This window comes from Olivibacter ginsenosidimutans, assembly GCF_039542865.1.
Classification (GTDB): Bacteria; Bacteroidota; Bacteroidia; order Sphingobacteriales; family Sphingobacteriaceae; genus Olivibacter; species Olivibacter ginsenosidimutans.
Genome location: NZ_BAABIQ010000044.1, coordinates 338,391 through 353,851, shown reverse-complemented (window position 1 = coordinate 353,851; position 15,461 = coordinate 338,391). Strand labels below are relative to the sequence as shown.

The following is a 15,461-nucleotide window of genomic DNA, read 5'->3' as shown; positions in this document are numbered from 1 at the left end:
TGATAGGTGAAAAAAATAACGTGCATGATTATAAATGGTGAAAATTTGGCTTTTAAATTAAATGATAAAATGTATCATTGTGCTTTAGATATCACGATGGATTTTATCGGAGGTAAGTGGAAATGTGTAGTGCTTTGGTATTTGAAATCGGGTAAACTGCGCTTTACTGAAATCAGGCATTATATGCCAGAAATTACAGAGAAAATGTTAAGTATACAGTTAAAAGCTTTAGAAAAAGACGGCTTAATAGAGCGGAAGGTATATGGCAATAAACCTCCCATACGAGTGGAATATATGTTGTCTGCTTTTGGCAGAACGATTATTCCTGTAATTGATGCGATAGCCAAATGGGGTAGAGAACTTGGTGAGCGTAATGGCGTATTAGTCAACATTGATCAATCAAAAATAGCAGATTATAGGTTATAATAAGATAAATGAAACACTATAAAGTTGTTGCCGCTGTTATTGTGCATAACGATGAAATTTTGTGTGTACAAAAAGGAGAAAATCCATATACCTATCTTCGCTACAAGTTTGAATTCCCTGGAGGTAAAGTGGAATGGAATGAACGAGAAGAAGATGCACTGCGTCGGGAAATAGCAGAAGAGCTGTTGCTACCTATTGTTGTTGACCATAAAATAGCAGTGGTGCATCATCAATATCCCGATTTCAGCATTACCTTAACCGCTTACCATTGTTATACCTCTACACGTGCGCTTACCTTAACGGAACATATCAATGCATTTTGGTTACCCAAGGATAAGCTTGAAACACTGGATTGGGCAGGGGCAGATCAACCTATCGTGAAATGTTTGTTGACAACATAAGAATGGATTTTAACACTTTTTAAGGTGTTTTAAGACAAGTTTACGATAAAAATCATAACAATTTTGTTGTATTTTATGAAAGATTATTCTTTTTAATAAATTAGCTCCCGCTTTCCAAACAGATAAGCTTTAGCCTACCTGCAAGTGATTTGGAAAGCCTAACCTCTGTACTGTTAGTATCTGAAATTTAATTTAATTTTTATGTTAACGCGTGCAAAACGACTCGGTAAGTCTTTATTTGTTCTATTAGTTGTATCGGGCCTATTCTCCCTCGGTTTTTATGAAACCTGCCAAGCTCAATCCATTTCCTTGTATACGCCGTATACGAAAATTTCGGTTCCACCGGGCGAATCCATCGATTACGCCATAGATGCCATCAATAATGGTGGAAGAATAGCCACCAGTGATATTGTAGTCACCGGTTTACCAAAGGAATGGACCTATGAAATGAAATCGGGTAATTGGACCGTGGAACAGCTTTCCGTATTACCTAAAGAAAGGAAAAACTTTACATTGAAGGTAAATGTGCCTTTAAAAGTGAATAAAGGGGCCTATCGCTTTCAAGTCTCCGCACGAGGCTATAGCACTTTGCCCTTAACCATTGTCGTTTCTGAACAGGGGACGTATACCACGGCTTTATCTTCTACACAAGCTAATATGGAGGGGGCAGCTACTTCCACTTTCACATACAATGCTACCCTACGAAATGGTACAGCTGATCATCAGGTATATGCCTTGCGTGCTCAGACACCTCCAGGATGGAATATTACCTTTCGTGCTAATGGTAAGCAGGTTTCTTCAGTTGACATAGAAGCGAATCGTACGCAGGATATTACAGTAGAGCTTGATCCGCCAGATGAATTGGGCGCCGGCTCTTATAAAATACCTATAGAAGCAAGCACAAGCAATACATCGGCCTCTTTAACCCTTGAAGCCGTTATAACCGGATCTTATAAGATTGAGTTAACTACACCAACCGGGTTATTGAGTACAAGCGTTACGGCTGGTGATAGCAAGCGAATACAGTTAGCGGTGAAAAATACCGGTTCTGGCGACCTGAAGAATATTGAAATGAAGTTCACTGCTCCAACAAACTGGGATGTTGTTTTTGAGCCAACTAAGATTCCACTTTTGAGGCCTGGGGCTACCGCTGATGTCTTTGCGACGGTAAAAGCGGATAATAAGGCTATTGCAGGAGATTATGTCGCTAACTTGGAAGCAAAGACACCAGAGGTTTCTTCCAAAGCTTCGTTTAGAATATCGGTAGAAACTTCTTTATTGCGGGGCTGGTTAGGTATCTTGATTATTTTAGCCGCATTGGGAGGAGTATACTACTTAATCCGTAAATACGGAAGGAGGTAATCGTGAGCCAACATATTATAGTATTGGAAGGCTTAACGAAAAAATATGGTGCTTTAATAGCCGTCAATGATCTCCACTTAACCATTAATAAAGGGGAGATTTACGGCCTACTAGGACCAAACGGAGCTGGAAAATCAACCACCATCCGGATGATGCTGGGTTTAACGGAACCAACGGCCGGTATAGTACGTGTTTGTGGGATCGATTCTACCGTGAACCCGATAGACGTTAAGCGAAGGGTAGGTTATCTCCCTGATAATGTGGGTTTTTATGATAATCGTACCGGATTGGAAAATCTATTGTTCATTGCCCGTCTAAACCGTACAACAGATGCCGAAGCGCACGCGCGGGCCAAAGAATTGTTGGATCGTGTGGGTTTAGCGGATGCGATGCACAAGAAGGCTGGCGCCTATTCTCGCGGGATGAGGCAACGCTTGGGCTTAGCAGATGTACTCATCAAAAAGCCTGAGGTGATTATTTTAGATGAGCCAACACTTGGAATAGATCCAAGTGGGGTGAGGGAGTTTCTACAGTTAATTGTTCAGCTTAGTCGAGAGGAAGGACTGACGGTATTACTTTCCTCCCATCATTTATACCAAGTCCAACAAGTGTGCGATCGGGTGGGGATTTTTGTTGGTGGAAAGTTATTGGCTAACGGGGACATTCCTACCTTATCCAAGCAGTTGTTCACAGGAGATTCATTTGTTATCGAAGCTGGTGTTCGCTATCCGAACCCTGCTCATGCAGAAACACAGCGAATGCAATTGGAGCAAACGTTAAGGGATACTTCTGGTGTCTCTTCGGTACAGGTAGTTGGTGAGCGGTTTCGTATCGGGTGTTCGGAAGACATGACGGCGCTTATCGCGCGCATCATTGTTCAGGCAAAAATTGATTTAACGTATCTATCCAAAAAGGAGTACGGACTAGACGATATTTATCAACGTTATTTTGAAGGAGGTCAAACACATGAGCAGGTGGCTTAATTTGACGCAGACAACAACCAAAGAAGAACGATCCGTTCATCCCTTTTGGGTATTAGTGGCTAAGGAAGTAGCAGACCACATCCGAAGCTGGCGGTTTATCATTTTGCTTTTATTGATTTTGCTGACGTGCGTAGGTTCATTGTATACCTCAATCAGCAATATTAGCAAAGCGGTGGCTAAACCGGATGATCCGGAAGGAGGATTTTTATTTTTGAAATTATTTACGCTTTCTGATGGTACCTTGCCTCCCTTTCATGTCTTTATCGGATTTTTGGGGCCGCTGTTGGGTATTAGCCTTGGCTTTGATGCCATCAATTCGGAACAGAACGCGGGGACGTTAAGTCGCGTAATGGCGCAGCCCATTCATCGGGACTACCTGATCAATGCTAAATTTGTCGGTGCACTATTGGTCATCAGTACTTTGTTTTTTGCTTTAGGTTTTCTGGTGATGGGCCTGGGTTTGATCATCATCGGTATCCCACCTTCAGCACAGGAGTTTTTGCGAATCATCTTTTTCTTGTTACTCAGTGTGTTATATGTGGCTTTTTGGCTGAATTTATCCATCTTGTTTTCTGTCAAATTTCAGCAAGCAGCAACCTCTGCCTTAACGGCTATTGCCGTGTGGTTATTCTTTACCGTGTTTTACCAAATCATCGTCAGTGTGGTAGCAAAAGCCATTATGCCTGCTGATACTGAAAATCCTTATGCCATGATGGGCTATCAAAAGTTTATTATGGGATTGCTGAGTATTGTGCCTAGCCAGCTATATAGCGATGCAACTACTACGCTGTTGATGCCCTCTGTACGGAGTTTGGGGCCTTTAACGATGGAACAGGTCTATGGCGCTATACCTAGTCCATTACCCTTGAGAGAAAGTCTGATCCTAGTTTGGCCACAGCTAACCGGACTGATTGCTGCTACTGTTGTGTGTTTTGCCTTATCATATTATACCTTTATGCGGAAGGAAATCAAGTCGCGCTAATCAAGCCTAAGTAGTTAACGGCTAGCGGATTAGCACTTTCCTTAGCTTCTAAGTAAGCGTGGAATAATACCATACCGATGTTTGTACGCGGCAGAAAAATGATTGGCATTTTTGTATCCTATTTTTCTGGCAATCTCCGAAATTTTCATGTGCTGTTCGGTCTTCAATAAATATTGCGCTTTCTCCATCCGTAAATCAGCTAGATGGCCAAATATGGTTTTATCATAGACAGTTTTAAAATCCTTTTGCAGTTTCGTACGATTAATGCCAACCAACTTGGATAACTCCTCAATGGAGTAAGGATTTTCTATGTGGTTTTCGATAATTTTTTTAGCTTCTTCGATGCGGTCTATATCTTCAGGCCGAAGTTCTTCTTTCCTGGGAAAATCATCCGCTTGCATCAATTGGTTAACTTGTAAGCTTAATAGCTCCAGTAGTTTTCCTTCGATGAATATTTTCTTTAATTGATCGGTAAAAGGGCAGTGGAACATGTCGATTAAAACCTCCTTCATCCTCGGCGTTATCGGAAAACATTTGCCGCCCAGCATGGTTGGGCGTTCGTGACGAATATCTTTTGCAAAACTGCCTAATAGTTCTAAATCATCGTTAAATACCCGTCTGAGGTAATTTAAGGTAATCTCTATCTCGATACCAAACCCTTTTTTTACTGTTGGGTAAACCAAATATCCATAAAGTGCCGGAAAATAAAATAAGGTATGAAATCCAGAAGGTATGGAACAATCCATGCCGCCATAATCCTTGGCGTTGTAGATAACTTCTCCTTCCAATTCGAAGTGCATCTGTAGATAAGGACCATCAGTTCTGATATAGCAACCAAAATCTTCACGGCGCGACTTTTGGATAAAAGCGATATGCACTCCCTCCAGAAATAATCGCGTAATATAGTCTTCTGAAAAATCGGATATATAAGTGCTTTTCTTTTCGATGAATAAAGAATGATCGGTACCAACGTATTCGTCTTCATATTCTACGACGGAAAATACATGATCAAAGTCATCAATACTGCGAATAATTTTCATGAGCCTTCATTATTATGGATCAAGGTACTACTTCCTTAATTGCTTTTGAATAAAAATGCAGCTAACGTAGTTGATAGTGCAGCTATCGTAGTTCCTGACTTTTATTTTTGCGTTTTATTTGTAATAAGTCTTAATAATGACATAAAGGTATATATTTTTAGCGAATGTTTAATCAACGACGGGCATATCTACTTAGTTTTTTATTTTGTTTTATCCGCGTTTTTGCCGTTTGGAGCCAATCGATGCCAAAGAATACCGAAACTCAGGCTGTCGGATACCGTTGTTCGGGTATCATTAAGGATGCCGATGGTGCTGCAATTGCCGGAACAACCATCACCTTAGTAGGAACAACTAAAAAGACAATGAGTGATGAAAAAGGCTTTTTCCTTTTAACGGATATTCCAGCTAAAACCTATCAGTTGCAGGTACGGCATTTAGGACATGAGCCACAGTTGATTACATTGGATTTTGGAAAGCACAAGGATATTGAGCTTAGCATTACTTTAGCGAGTGAAAGCGGACAATTAGAGACTGTTTATATTACCAGTAAGTCGGTTAACCGCGAAATTGCCGAGCGTCCCGTGTTAACACAGGTTGTCAATACTAAAATTGTGCAAGACCAACCCACAACCTTGGTTGAATTGCTGAATAGGACGGCAGGGATCCGTGTAAGGCAAACGGGTGGCTTAGGTTCATCGAGTAACGTGATGATTAATGGCTTTCAAAATAGATCTATCCGTTATTTTAAAGATGGTATACCGATGGATTATTTGGGTAGTGGATTTGATATATCCCTAGTTCCGGTTAATATGTTGGAACGGGTAGAAGTTTACAAAGGAGTACTTCCGCCCCTATTGGGTTCTGATGCTTTGGGTGGGGCTTTGAACTTGGTAACCAGGCAAACTACGAATCAGGTGCTGAGTGCATCTTATGAAGTTGGCTCTTTTAATACCCACCGGGCATCATTAAACCTTTTTCACAAGTCTAAAACACAACATCACTTTATAGGAACGGACGCTTTTTATAATTATTCGGATAATGATTACCAAGCGAATGTAAACGTAATTGAACCCAATACCGGAACAACATACGCTACTCGCGCCCCATTGTTTCATAATGGATTTAAAAATTATTATGCGGAAATCTTCGGTGGGGTCAGTGATACGCGATGGGCCGATGAATTGCGGATTGGGCTTACTGCCTTTGGCATTGATAAGCAGATTAATTACGGGGCTTCCATGAACCAAGCCATTGGGGCTGCAACTAACCATCAAGACGCGTTAGTACCCACCGTAAGGTATCAAAAGTCGCTTTTTGATAAACGTTTGTCTATTGATCAATTTGCTACCGTTAATACCCTACATAGTAATAGGGTAGATACGGCGAAAGGTCAATATAATTGGTTGGGCGAATTTACTCCGTCGGATTCCCGATTGGGCGAATTGGTTACCCGAGGTACGCTGGCAAAGCTCCATTTTAATTATTATACTTCGCGCACCCATCTGCATTATAAATTGAACGGTCGGCATGATGTAGATTTTAATGCAGTTTTGACGGGTTTTTCCCGTAAAGGCGCAGATCCTCTAGGGCAACGCTTCGCATCAGGAGAAGATGTACTTTCAGCAAGAGCCCATTATGATAAGCAGATTTTGGGCCTTGGTTTGACATCAACTTTGCTACAACAAAAATTAACCAATCAGTTAGTGCTGCGGTATTATCGTTATAGTACGCAGGCAACGGATGCAGACTATCAGGGTAATGCCCTTACGCATGAAAATAATAATAACCGTTGGGGGGTGGCAGAAGCATTAAAATATACCTTAACCGAGCAAAGTTTCTTACGACTATCCATGGAAACAGCGTTACGCTTACCAGAACAAGATGAGTTATTTGGTGATGGCGACCGTAAATTAACCAATTTCGATTTAAAGCCGGAGCGGAGCCTGAACGCCAATTTAGGTTTTAGAACAACTTTTCACCAAAAACATAGTCTAGAAATCAATACGTTTTACCGCATTACACATGATATGATTTTGCAGTTGCCCTATAATTTTCTGTTTAGTCAAAGTCAGAATATAGATAATGTACGCGGTATCGGATTCGAGGCAGATGGAGAGGTAAGTCTATTGCCATGGCTAAAGGCAACGGGCAATTTTACTTATCAGGATCAACGCGTATTTGATACGGGTAACCCGAGTATGGAGCATTCAAGACTTCGGAATACACCTTATTTCTTTTCTAACTTTTCATTGAACGGTTCATTTCATAAAATATTCAGTCAACAAGATAGATTACAGGTATACTGGTTTTATTTATTCGTACGCCAATACTATCTGGATGCCCTACCCAAAGACAAAGAACCAGATGGTTTTCTGGGATTATGGGGTAGCGCCAAAATTGACGCCCAGAATATCATTCCGGATCAACAGCTACATACCATAGGGTTTACCTATACGCCTGCATTCCACGCATTAACCATTGGTTTACAAGTGAAAAATGTATGGAATAAAGCGGTGTACGATAATTTTCGTATCCAAAATCCAGGAAGAAGCATTTTCCTGAAACTCAGCTATAGCTTTAACGAACAATAACAGATAAAAATTAAATCATATGAAAACAATCCTTACTTCATGCAAATACCTGATCATTGCCGGCTTACTGGCATTTACTGCATGTAAAAAAGATAGTAAATCAACACCCGATTTTCATGCACAATATGTGCTAATGACTACTACGGGGCCATGGGCAGGCAGTTTTCAAGGTGGATATTTTGGGGCTTTCGAGGAAATGCCTAGTGGAAATATTAGCAATATTAGTGAACATTCGTTGCAGCTAGCAAATGCATTTGGTTTTCGCAGTTACGGAAAATGGATATTTAATCAAAACAATACGCAAGGAGACGTAGGTTTACAAAAGTATACGGTAGATCAAACCGGTAAATTTGTGGAAGAGGGATTTTTGTCCAATGCACAACCCTCTTATCTTATTGTGAATGAACAATTGGGCTATTACCTCGATCCCGAAAGAGGCTTGTTGAAAATACAAATCTTTAATCCATCAACCATGCAACGGACGGGCGAAATTGACTTGAGCTCGCTTAAAAAGGAGGGTGTTGAATATCAAGTAATAGGCAAACACACTTTGGCTACCAAAGAGGGGAAATTATATGCGGGGATTACCTATAGCACGAATGCCCTTCAGGGTTATGGTGGCGATGTGGTCGATTATGTAGAATTTGCAGTGATTGATATCGCAACAAACAAGCTGGAGAAAACCATTAAATATGATGGTCTCAAAAGTATTGGCTGGGGTTCTAGTGGGAATAAGATGTGGACCTTAGGCGATGATGGTGCACTTTATTTTTACGCAACCGATTTAGGGAACGCTTTTCAGCATTCTGCTATCATTCGCATTAAACAAGGAGAAACCGATTTTGATCATGAATGGATGTTAAAAGCCAATGATTATGGTGTAAAGAGCACCTTTGCTACGGCATTGATAAAAGATGGGAAACTATACACAGAGTTTGCTTCAGAGCCATTAAAGGCTGATTTTTCTAATTTATCCAGCTTGATTTGGGATTATTACGTCATTGATATGGCTACAGGTGAGCGGACGAAGATTAATGGCATGCCCCACGTGTTTTATGCCTGGGGGTCTAATGATGCTATTAAGGAAATCGATGGAAAAGTTTACTTTTGGGCAAGCAATTCAGATGAGAAGATTGAAGGTTATTATGAGCTTGGCGATAATAATACCGCGCATCAGGTATTTAATGTTACCGATGGCGGTATGATCTGGGGCTTTGTAAAATTACAATAAGATAACGGATGTCTGAAAGGTCCATACCAACGTCATCTCGAGCGTAGCCGAGGGATCTCTCCGTGAACAGATCTCTCCGTGAACAGATCTCTCCGTGAACAGATCTCTCCACTACGGTCGAGATGACATGGGTCGGCCAGTCGATGACGACTTTCAGATGTCCTCATTATTCAAAGAAAACAATTATGGCAACATTAAAAAGTGCAAAACGTTGGTTTGGTGGCATAAATGGACCAGCTTAATCTGTACGCTATTTTTATTGCTTTTATGCGTAACGGGTTTACCATTGGTATTCCACGAAGAGATTGATGATCTGTCTAAAACCAAAAAGGAAGAAATGAATCCCAATGGCCAGACAGAGCAAGCATCCCTTGACGTGGTATTGGCCAACGGCAAAAAGGCACAACCTAACAAGGTAACACGTTTCGTATTTTGGGATGATGAGGACCCTTCGGTCGTTTACTTGAGTTTGTCGGATTCGCTGACAGCCCCTCCAGAAAATTATAAAATCTTGCAGATGAATGCGTATACGGGAGAGCTTGAAGAGCAACTGAAAGTAGATGAAGGCTTTATGCATATCATGTTGCAATTGCACACAGATCTCTTTTTAGGTATTGGTGGAAAGTTATTTCTTGGTTTAATGGGCATACTGTTTATCATTGCTATTATTTCCGGGGTAGTGCTCTATGGGCCAATCATGAAGAAGTACGATTTCGGAATGATCAGAAATGAAAAATCACGCCGCTTAAAATGGCTTGATATGCATAATTTATTGGGAATTGTAGCATTGTTTTGGACCTTCGTAGTCGGCTTTACAGGGGTTATTAATACGCTGTCGGACGTGGTGTTAGGCTTATGGCAGCAAGGGCAGCTGGCGGAAATGACAGCACCCTACAGTGATGCAAAGCCCCTTCATCCCGATTCGTTGTATTCGTTGGAGCTAGCTACAAAGACTGCGGTAAAAGCCGCACCGCATATGGGCTTACGGATTATCGCCATGCCGGGTACCATGTTTACGAGTAAACACCATTATGCTGTTTTTATGAAGGGCAACACGCCATTAACATCCCGATTATTAATGCCTGCTTTGGTTGATGCTAAAACCGGAAAATTGACGGATATGCGCAAAATGCCTTGGTATGTAAATGCCTTGTTTTTATCCGAACCTTTACATTTTGGCGATTATGGTGGTTTACCTTTAAAGATGGTTTGGGCTTTACTGGATATTATTACCATAGCCATCTTAATTACTGGTTTATACCTTTGGGTATCGCGTTTAAAGGCAAGTAAGGCACAACTGGCTCGATTGGATAATAAGTCGCCTGTTTTAGTACAAGAAGAATTGAACCATGAATTTTAAAACACCGTTTTTACGACTTTGGGGAATACCCATTTTATTGGCACTCGCTACCTTAGTAGGATTGCTGGCCGCACTCATTGGCGACGGTCTCTGGGATGCTTTATCCTGGTTGTTACTAAGTAGCTTAGTGCTGGTGCTTGTTTATTACATCGCTAAAGCAAATAGAAAGGCCTAATGGAAGGTACCTTATGAACGGAAAGATAGGGTTTCGCCGTTTATTCTAATGTTCCAACGAGATCAACAATATTATCGATAAAATCAATATACACACCTTCGTCATAGTAATAATAGGTTATAACGAAAAGATCTCCATCATAATAGGAATCGCGATCATCAGGTGCACCCCAGAAGCTTTCTACACGGTCTAAGCGGTCTCCCGGTTTGGGCCAATAGTTTTCGGGTGTTATATCACTAATCTCGCAGGAAAGGAAGGAGAGAAGGGTAAAAATATAGATTAGGAAATGTCTTTTCAGAACCATCATGAACTTGCTCTTTACCTGAATGTTTTATTATTTTTCATTTGTCTGTAACGCCAATAGGAAGCCAAAGCTACGATTAAAATAATAGATACCGTGAGGTATACCCAGCCTGGTACCGGAACGGGATCACCTTTAGCATAGGAATGCAGACCAGATAAATAATAGTTTACGCCGAAGTAGGTCATGATAACGCTCGAAAAACTGAGTAAAGACAATAGATTGAATAAGAATTTTCCATTTAATTTAGGTATGAGCCTAACGTGAAGTACAAAGGCGTATATGATAACGGATATAAACGCCCATGTTTCTTTGGGATCCCAGCTCCAGTATCTTCCCCAGCTTTCATTAGCCCATATCCCGCCTAAAAAGGTACCTACGGTGAGTAAGAATAGTCCTACGGTTAAAGACATTTCATTCACGATGGTTAATTCGTTTAATGAAGCAGCCACTTTTTTCGCTATTTTCTGATGGTTAATGATGTGTAAAAGGAGCGCCACCATACCAATTAATGCACTTAAACCAAAGAAACCGTAACTGGACGTGATAATGGCTACATGAATCATTAACCAATATGATTTCAGTACAGGCACTAAAGGTGTGATCTGAGGATTCATCTGCGATCCTCCATGGGCAAAGCCCATTAAAATAACCGCAATTAAGCAACCTGCGGCAGGAATAAAAGCATTGCTGTTGCGGTATAACAACAAGCCTGAAATTAAGCCAATCCAACTAATGAACATAACGGCCTCGTAACCATTACTCCAAGGTTCATGTCCGGAAATGTACCAGCGTACGCCTAAGCCGACAGCTTGAAGTAGCGCCGCAAGTGCAACAAAACCTAATAAAACGAATATAACGCGATTGAGTAGTTTGCTTTCTTGGAATAGCTTTACAAAAGCGAGTATCAGAATGAGGGTACCTACTAAAGCATAGCATATCATCAATTTAAAGAAAATGTTCCATGAATTGTACCGTATTTCCCAATTAATTTTTGCCTCAGAAGGAATAATAGACTTCGCTTCTTTGACTTGTACATCTTTAACTTGTTGCAAACGCTGATCGGCTTCCTTCCAATTACCAGATGATTCGGCATACACGGCGGCTTTTAGATAATTGGCAAAAGGATTATTGTTGTCAGCCGCATGTTGAGCATGGGCATTGCTCCAAGCTTCCCATGTATGGTTAGGATCACCGGGAATAGGGATTACGCGTAAATATTGACCGCTAATCAGGTATTGCATGACCTGCAGTTTATCGTTCAATTCAATGAGCTCCTTATCGTAGTTATTTTGTTCGGCTGGTTTCTTGGCAAAGGCTTGCTGATACTCAGCATCCAATATAAAGTGTGCTTGTTCATCTGTACCAAACTGTATTAAGTTTAGTAAGGTTGTATAGCCATCGGCATCAGCTTTAGTTCGTTTTAACAATTCTGGTCCGCCTTTAGCGCCTACTTTGATTAACGGTACCTGTGCCCAAGCAAAAGGTTGCGTAGAGACGGAAAGCAAAAATTGGTTGGCATCCAATTGAAAGAAATGATCTTTGTGGTATAACTTTCGTAAAATCTCCAAGGCCAAGGTGTTAACTGGTTCAATACGTCCATCAAAGTTTTGTACTAGTAGCGACCCAAAACGTGCTGCATGCTCTTTGTCGATGGTAACCGATTGGGCAAAAGATGCACCGTCTTTTGCAGCTAGTGTATTGGGCATTTGTATTTCGCCCGAATCGTGTGCATGGCCGTGACTGGTGTCTGGAATAGCCTGTTCTTTGAGCAATTGATTTCCTTCTGAAGGCCCATGGGTATCGATCTGTTGCGCAAAGCTTGTATTAAATGGTAAGCACAAGAGCGCCAATAGCCATGCTTTTTGTTTAGCAAGTTGTTTCAATTGTTGGTTTAATTTAGAAAAGCGGGTTCCTTTCCAGAATAAGGTGAGGAACATCCCTAAAAAGAGTAACGTATAGCCTATGTAGGTAATGGTGGTGCCCCAGTAGTCGTGGTTTACCGAAAGGACAGTGCCCTTTTCATCAGGGTCAAAACTCGATTGAAAAAAACGATAACCTTTATGATCGAGAACATGATTCATGTAAATGGTGTAGGGTTGTTCTGAAGGGCCATCAAGGATGCCAATATCGGAAGAATACGCAGCAGGACTATCACTTCCTGGATATTTCTCCAATTTAAATTTGTTTAATTTTAATTCAAAAGGTGTATTATATATTTTTGAACCATAGCCAATTGATACCAAGAGTCCGTCAATTTGCGATTGATGTTGAAAGCTGGTGATTCCTTTGCCTCCATAGAATGAAACCGTGTCACGAGCATTGTCGGTCATTAATTCGAGTGTCAATCGATCAGCATCATGTTCATGTGTGCGTTTATCTCCTTCATAATAAATGATTTTTCCAGGCTGCGGTGCCTGAGGAACCACAAAGGCTAGGTTTCCAATGGTATATAAACTTCTGAGATGGAACGGCTGTTTTTCGCTTGAACCCGTTAAAGCTTCCCGCGTTTGAGTGGCCATAATCATATAATTACCATCAAAAGGGGAAGATATAGTCAATGCCCCCGTTTGATCGGAAAAGTTTAGTGCACCTTCTGTCTCTTTATTAAAGCTCACCAGCATATTTTGCACCAATTGCACTGTACCAGAAGTGATATATTTGTTGGTACGGCTACCGTTTTCTAAGGTTACCAGATGTAATACAGGGCTTCCCCCGCTTGTCGTTACCAAAGAGTCTTGCGCTCTTGCCATAAAATTTAATATCCGCAGGTTTAGATGCTTTCCCATGAAATTATAAGTAGCAGCATAGCTTTTCTTAAACGGTTTAAGATAAAAAGGAACTTGATCAGACGTTAACATGGCGGGTACATCATCGTAAGCTAATGCTTCTTCACCATTGGAGATTTGTACCTTAAAAAAGGAAGCGTCAGACACAATTTCATTGCTTGTTTCGCCCTCTCGAATGTGCATAGACCCTTCAAAACTGATATAGCGTGTTATAGCACCTCCCAGAAATAATAATACGAAAGAAAGATGAAAAATCAGTAATGGCCATTTTGGGCGTCTATACAGTTGATATCGTTTAATATTGCCTATGAAATTTAATATGAGGAGCAGCATAATACCTTCAAACCACCAACTATTGTAGATTAAGGCCTTTGCCACAGGAGTACCATAGTCATTTTCTACAAAAGTGGCGACAGCCATAGCCAAAGCATATAGTAATAATAGGAAACCCATTGTTCGGGTAGAAAAAAGAATTTTTTTTAGGGTATTCATGCTGTGCTTGTCTACAGGAGAGCCGTTCATGCTAAAATCTCTTTCAGCAAACAGCGTGGAGAAACATCCTTCGTTTTAACCGCTGCAAATATCCCCATTTCAAGATTAGGGGAGCGCTTAGATTTATAATATTAGTGTCAAAAAAGGGGTTTATGCAAGATGTTTTTGACGTACCTTATCAAAAAATGGGGTATGTTTTTGCTGTACACAATAAGCGGCATATAGATACATGGAAGCCGACCAAGTTTGCCAATTTTGGCCCATTGGTTTTCCCGTTTGCGCTTTATTCCATTCGTTGAATCCATAAGCTAAGGCTTGATTGTTAGCCTGCTTAATGAGTTTCGTGAGAAGCATCAGTTTATGTTCGGCGAGCTTGAATTTTTCAGCCGCCACCAAGGCAGCTATATAAAAACTACAAATAAAAGGCCAGATGCCACCGTTATGGTAATCCCCAGGATTATTATAAATAGCTTCTCTAGCCTGCCAATCGGGGTCAGTAGATTGGGTAAAAGGAAAGAAGTTAGGCGGTAAGTCGACGGCTAATGATCCTTTCGCTTGCATCGCTTGGCATTCTTGCTCTACCCATTCAATAATTTTTTTTGCTCTGGCTTTGGAAGCGATGCCACTGAGAATGGCGAGGCTATTGCCTAAAAGATCAAAACGCTCATTGCTTAAAACCTTATATGACCATAACGCGTAATAAGGTTTGTCTTTTAATTGAAATCCTTCGTGTACATGCTGATGCTGCACATGGCCAGTAATGGTGAAATGTCTCATTTCCTTACATAACTGGGTGGCTTTTTCTATCTGGCCAAAATGTCGGAGATAGGTATACACCAAGGTATTGACAAAAAGTCCGTAACCTAAAACCCATTGTTCATCACGCCAGTCGCTGGTCGGTTGTTGCGCTACAATGACATCATCTGATGGACTTTGGTAATCCATCCAAGTCATGGCTTTTTTTGCGGCAGTTGCCAGGAAATCCTTTTTTCCCGTAAGATCGCGCATTAAACCTATACCGATTAAGAAAAGAGGGGTAGAATCGCTTGACCCTCTGTCTTCCCGGTCGTGTACCAGCGAAGGAATATGGCCGTGTTGAGATTGGTTTTTTGCCAGTGTTTTCAACACCGTTTCCATGCTTTTGATAAGTACCTTGTTGCCTGTGACACTAATTCCAAAAAGGGATAATAGTAGATCACGAGTGTACGGTTCTGGATATCCCCATCCGGCAGTTCTTGGCAGGCTGTGGAATGGTCCTTTTCTATTATGTAGCAACACATTCAAAGCAGCCTCTTTAGCCTGTTCGATGCTTTGTATTGTCTTCATCT

Annotated in this window: 13 protein-coding genes; 9 read left to right on the top strand and 4 right to left on the bottom strand. The window is 41.0% G+C overall.

Translation table 11 applies throughout. The features are described 5' to 3' along the window. Positions 1–24 precede the first annotated feature (24 nt). The 5 genes from ABD930_RS20975 to ABD930_RS20955 all read left to right on the top strand — a co-directional run bounded on the left by ABD930_RS20975 (position 25) and on the right by ABD930_RS20955 (position 4,154). On the top strand, positions 25–426 hold the full coding sequence (locus ABD930_RS20975) for a winged helix-turn-helix transcriptional regulator (protein ID WP_345235094.1): 402 nt from the start codon (positions 25–27) through the stop codon (positions 424–426). Between the two features lie 8 nt (positions 427–434). After that, the gene (locus ABD930_RS20970; protein ID WP_345235092.1) at positions 435–827 is read left to right on the top strand and encodes a (deoxy)nucleoside triphosphate pyrophosphohydrolase; all 393 of its coding nucleotides are present in this window, start codon (positions 435–437) and stop codon (positions 825–827) included. A gap of 201 nt (positions 828–1,028) precedes the next feature. Then, entirely contained in the window at positions 1,029–2,189 is a 1,161-nt protein-coding gene (locus ABD930_RS20965; RefSeq protein ID WP_345235090.1) for a COG1470 family protein, read from the top strand. Between the two features lie 2 nt (positions 2,190–2,191). Continuing rightward, the gene (locus tag ABD930_RS20960; protein WP_345235088.1) at positions 2,192–3,172 is read left to right on the top strand and encodes an ABC transporter ATP-binding protein; all 981 of its coding nucleotides are present in this window, start codon (positions 2,192–2,194) and stop codon (positions 3,170–3,172) included. Next, on the top strand, positions 3,156–4,154 hold the full coding sequence (locus ABD930_RS20955; protein ID WP_345235086.1) for an ABC transporter permease: 999 nt from the start codon (positions 3,156–3,158) through the stop codon (positions 4,152–4,154). Before ABD930_RS20960 ends, ABD930_RS20955 begins: the two co-directional genes overlap by 17 nt. 41 nt (positions 4,155–4,195) lie before the next feature. Here ABD930_RS20955 and ABD930_RS20950 read toward each other — a convergent pair whose 3' ends face one another. Beyond that, entirely contained in the window at positions 4,196–5,194 is a 999-nt protein-coding gene (locus ABD930_RS20950) for a helix-turn-helix transcriptional regulator (protein ID WP_345235084.1), read from the bottom strand. 164 nt (positions 5,195–5,358) lie between these two features. Between ABD930_RS20950 and ABD930_RS20945 the strand changes: the two genes are divergently transcribed. From ABD930_RS20945 to ABD930_RS20930, 4 genes are all read left to right on the top strand, one after another. Continuing rightward, positions 5,359–7,785: a TonB-dependent receptor gene (locus tag ABD930_RS20945; protein ID WP_345235082.1), complete on the top strand. Its 2,427-nt coding sequence runs from the start codon at positions 5,359–5,361 to the stop codon at positions 7,783–7,785. A gap of 19 nt (positions 7,786–7,804) precedes the next feature. After that, complete coding sequence (locus ABD930_RS20940) at positions 7,805–9,016, top strand: hypothetical protein (RefSeq protein ID WP_345235080.1); 1,212 nt, start codon at positions 7,805–7,807, stop codon at positions 9,014–9,016. Between the two features lie 94 nt (positions 9,017–9,110). Next, entirely contained in the window at positions 9,111–10,376 is a 1,266-nt protein-coding gene (locus tag ABD930_RS20935; protein ID WP_345235078.1) for a PepSY-associated TM helix domain-containing protein, read from the top strand. Next, entirely contained in the window at positions 10,366–10,551 is a 186-nt protein-coding gene (locus ABD930_RS20930; RefSeq protein ID WP_345235076.1) for a hypothetical protein, read from the top strand. Before ABD930_RS20935 ends, ABD930_RS20930 begins: the two co-directional genes overlap by 11 nt. A 40-nt stretch (positions 10,552–10,591) precedes the next feature. On the opposite strand, the gene ABD930_RS20925 is transcribed toward ABD930_RS20930, so the two are convergent. The 3 genes from ABD930_RS20925 to ABD930_RS20915 all read right to left on the bottom strand — a co-directional run bounded on the left by ABD930_RS20925 (position 10,592) and on the right by ABD930_RS20915 (position 15,459). Then, entirely contained in the window at positions 10,592–10,858 is a 267-nt protein-coding gene (locus tag ABD930_RS20925) for a hypothetical protein (RefSeq protein ID WP_345235074.1), read from the bottom strand. A gap of 11 nt (positions 10,859–10,869) precedes the next feature. Then, positions 10,870–14,133 carry a c-type cytochrome biogenesis protein CcsB gene (gene ccsB, locus ABD930_RS20920; RefSeq protein WP_345235072.1) on the bottom strand — a complete coding sequence of 1,088 codons (3,264 nt, stop codon included), beginning with the start codon at positions 14,131–14,133 and terminating at the stop codon, positions 10,870–10,872. 150 nt (positions 14,134–14,283) lie between these two features. Continuing rightward, a complete protein-coding gene (locus ABD930_RS20915) occupies positions 14,284–15,459 on the bottom strand; it encodes a glycoside hydrolase 100 family protein (RefSeq protein WP_345235070.1) in 1,176 nt (391 codons plus the stop codon). Between the last annotated feature and the right edge of the window lie 2 nt (positions 15,460–15,461).